Annotated in this window: 2 protein-coding genes; one reads left to right on the top strand and one right to left on the bottom strand. The window is 70.6% G+C overall.

What is annotated here, in order from left to right; all coding sequences use genetic code 11:
* Nucleotides 1-75: 75 nt before the first annotated feature.
* Nucleotides 76-1,092, bottom strand: a complete 1,017-nt coding sequence (locus ACFU5G_RS29430) for a hypothetical protein (protein WP_377252605.1) — start codon at nt 1,090-1,092, stop codon at nt 76-78.
* Nucleotides 1,093-1,299: 207 nt separating this feature from the next.
* On the opposite strand from ACFU5G_RS29430, the gene pepN reads away from it, so the two are divergent.
* A complete protein-coding gene (gene pepN / locus ACFU5G_RS29425) occupies nt 1,300-3,861 on the top strand; it encodes an aminopeptidase N (protein WP_377252603.1) in 2,562 nt (853 codons plus the stop codon).
* Nucleotides 3,862-4,024: the final 163 nt, after the last annotated feature.

Below are 4,024 nucleotides of genomic sequence, written 5' to 3'. Positions count from 1 at the left end.
AGATAGAACCGCAGCACATCACGCGAGTGTGCTGCGGTTCTATCTCGCTGCAGTTCTATCTCGGCCGAGCGACCGTCAGGCCTGCCCGATGCCCGCGCGGGCGATCGAGAAGCCGCTGCCGGTGGCGTCGGCCACGCAGGTCACGCCGGTCTTGGCGCTGGTGCACGTGAAGCCGTGGGCCTTCTTCGTGGCGTCGTACTTCAGGATCGCGACGTCGCCGCCGGCCTCCTTGGGCTGGTCGTCCTTGCCCACGCACGGCTGCGTCACGTTGCCGGTCGGGTCGACCTTCGCGACGTACCCGGAGGCCCCGCCGCAGGAGGCGTCGGGGGCGGGCTTCTGGTTGAGCTCCGCGATGCCGCACGTCGCGGCGTCGGCGGAGATCGTGCAGGTGATGTTGAGCGACGGCGCGGCGAAGGTCTCGACGCCGGCCCCGCCGTCGGTCTCCAGGCCCTCCTCGGCCTCCGGCTCGGCCGACTGCTCGGCGGCCGAGGACTCGCCGCCCGAGGCGGACGTGTCGGGGGAGGAGCCGAGCAGGTTCACGGCGAACACGATCGCGGCGATCACGAGCAGCACGTCCAGGGCGATGAACGCGATCCAGCCGGGGCTGAGCTTCTTGCGCTCGGGCTCCTGCTGGTAGCCGCCGGGCTGGCCGGCGTAGACCGGCTGGCCGTACTGGTCGTAGCCCTGCGGCTGGTACTGCGCGGGCTGCTGCTGCTGGTACTGGCCCTGCTGCTGGTACTGCCCGCCCTGCTGGTACTGGCCGGGCTGCTGGTAGCCGCCCTGCTGCGCGTACCCCTGCTGCTGGTACTGCTCGGGGTAGTACTGCTGCTGCATCGTCGGGTCGCCGCCGCGCTGCACGGACTGCACACGGGGCGCGCCCGGTGCGGCCGGCGCGGGGGTGACGGCCTGGGCGAACTGGTTGGTCGGCGAGATGGCGGGCGGCTTGCGCGTCGCCGCCGAGACACGCTGAACCGGCGCCTGCTGGACGGGCGTCGGCATGGTGGCGGGGTGCTGCTCCTGGAGGGGAGCCGTGGGCTCCTCATCAGGGCTGCCGCCCGGTGGCGGTGGCGGGGGCGGCACAGTGCCGGACATCGGGCAACTCCTCAGCTCAAATCGGTCGGTCTGGGCGACCGCGGTCGATCGTACACAAAGGCGTTACTCGCTGTTACTCCTGCGTGGCATGATCGACGAGTCGTCGCAGGTAGTTCACACACCGGACGAGAAGCCAACCGATAAAGCGCGCCATTCGGACGCGCGGGGCGCCGTCGGCGCCCATGAGCAGACAGACGTGGAGGGCCCGTGCCCGGAGAGAACCTGACCCGCGCCGAGGCGGTCGAACGCGCCGGCGTCGTAGCGGTCGAGTCGTACGAGATCGCGCTGGACCTGACCACCGGTCCGGACACTTTCGCGTCCGCCACGACGCTGCGCTTCGCCGCGACCGAGGGCGCCGCGACCTTCGTCGACCTGGTCGCACCGTCCGTGCGGTCCGTGACGCTGAACGGCCGCGAGCTGGACCCCGCCGTCGTGTTCGCCGACTCCCGGATCGCCCTGGACGGGCTGGCCGCGGACAACGAGCTCGTGGTCGTCGCCGACTGCGGCTACACGAACACGGGCGAGGGCCTGCACCGCTTCGTGGATCCCGTGGACGGCGAGGTGTACCTCTATACCCAGTTCGAGGTGCCGGACGCTCGCCGCGTGTTCGCCTGCTTCGAGCAGCCCGACCTCAAGGCCACGTTCCAGTTCACCGTGACCGCGCCCGCCGCGTGGGAGGTCGTGAGCAACGAGCCGACGCCGGAGCCGGTCGCGGCCGGCTCGACCAGCGGGGACGGGGTCGAGGCCGCCACGTGGACGTTCGAGCCCACCGGCCGCATCTCCACCTACATCACGGCGCTCGTCGCGGGCCCGTACGCGGTGGTCCGGTCGTCGCTCACGTCGTCGGACGGCCGTGAGATCCCGCTCGGCGCGTTCTGCCGCAAGTCGCTCTCCGCGCACTTCGACGCCGACTACATCTTCGAGAAGACCCGTCAGGGCTTCGAGTTCTACGAGTCCACGTTCGGCGTGCCGTACCCGTTCACCAAGTACGACCAGCTGTTCGTGCCCGAGTACAACATGGGCGCCATGGAGAACGCGGGCTGCGTGACCTTCACGGAGTCGTACGTCTTCCGCTCCAAGGTGACCGAGGCCGTGCGTGAGCGCCGCGTCGTGACGATCCTGCACGAGCTGGCGCACATGTGGTTCGGCGACCTGGTCACCATGAAGTGGTGGAACGACCTGTGGCTGAACGAGTCGTTCGCCGAGTACGCCTCCACGCTGGCCACGGCCGAGGCCACGGAGTTCGAGGCGGCCTGGACCACCTTCTCCGCGATGGAGAAGTCGTGGGCGTACAAGCAGGACCAGCTCCCCTCCACGCACCCGATCGTCGCCGAGATCAAGGACCTGGAGGACGTCCAGGTCAACTTCGACGGCATCACGTACGCCAAGGGCGCCTCGGTGCTCAAGCAGCTCGTGGCCTGGGTGGGCCGGGACGCGTTCATCGCGGGCGTCTCCGCCTACTTCGGCAAGCACGCGTGGGGCAACACCGAGCTGCCCGACCTGCTCACCGAGCTCGAGGCCACCAGCGGCCGCGACCTCAAGGCCTGGTCCAAGCTCTGGCTCGAGACGGCCGGCGTCAACACGCTGCGCCCGGTCATCGAGACGGACAGCCACGGCCGCATCATGTCATTCGTCGTGGAGCAGACGGCGCCCGCCGAGTGGCCCACCATCCGCCCGCACCGTCTCGGCATCGGCTTCTACAGCCTGTCCGACGGCGGCGAGCTGGTGCGCACGCGCTTCGTCGAGGTCGACGTCGACGGGCCGCGGACGGACGTCAAGGAGCTCGTGGAGCTCGACCGCCCGGCCCTCGTGCTGCTCAACGACCAGGACCTCGCGTACGCGAAGATCCGCCTCGACGCCGAGTCGCTCCGCGTCGCGCTGGAGCACCTGGCCGACATCACCGACCCGCTGGCCCGGTCCCTGGTCTGGGGCTCGGTCTGGGACGCGGTGCGCGACGGCGAGGTGCCGGCGTCCGAGTACGTGCAGCTCGTGCTGGGCGGGATCGCCGGCGAGACCGAGTCCACGACGCTGCGCACCACGCTCAACCAGATGGTGCTGGCCGCCAAGCAGTTCGTGGCGCCGTCGGCCCGCGCGGCGACGCTCGCGCAGGTGGGCGACACGCTCTGGTCGCTCGTGGGCGACGCCGCCGCCGGCTCGGACACGCAGTTCCAGCTCGTGAAGTTCTTCGCGCACGTGGCCTCGACGCCCGCGCACGTCGCGACGCTGTCCGGCCTGCTGGACGGGTCCGTCGCGCTCGACGGCCTGGAGATCGACACCGACCTGCGCTGGGAGCTGCTGGAGGGCCTCGTGCTCAACGGCGCCGCCGGCGACGCGGAGATCGACACCACGCTGGCCGCCGACGACACCGCCACGGGCCGGCAGTCCGCGGCCCGTGCCCGGGCCGCCAAGCCGACGGTCGAGGGCAAGCTCGCCGCCCTGTCCTCGGTGGTCGACGCCGACGTGCCGAACGCGATCATCCGGAACACCGGGCTCGGGTTCCTGCACGTCAACGACCCGGCCCCGCTGGCCGACGTCGTGCAGCCGTACCTGGACGCCGTGCTCAAGGTGTGGGACGAGCGCAGCTACCACATCGCCGAGGAGATCATCGAGGGCTTCTACCCGGCCCCGCTGGCGTCGGCAGAGCTGCGCGACGCGACGCAGGCGTGGCTGGAGACCAACGCGGAGGCGGCTCCGGCGCTGCGCCGCCTGGTCGTCGAGGCCCTGGCGGGCACGGACCGCGCGCTGAAGGCCCAGGCCAAGGACGCCTGACGCTCGGGGCGGCCGGGCCGCTCACCTCTCCCGCCGAAGTAGAACCAGGGCGAAGTAGAACCAGGGCGAAGTAGAACTGCAGCGAGCTAGAACTGCAGCGAAGTAGAACTGCAGTTGCTATGCCGGAGCAGATGAAGGCCCCGCCGACCACACGGTCGGCGGG

Source organism: Promicromonospora sp. NPDC057488 (genome assembly GCF_042802395.1).
In the GTDB taxonomy this organism is placed as follows: domain Bacteria; phylum Actinomycetota; class Actinomycetes; order Actinomycetales; family Cellulomonadaceae; genus Promicromonospora.
Note: the sequence above shows the minus strand (reverse complement) of the source record. Positions and strands in the feature narration are given on the sequence as shown.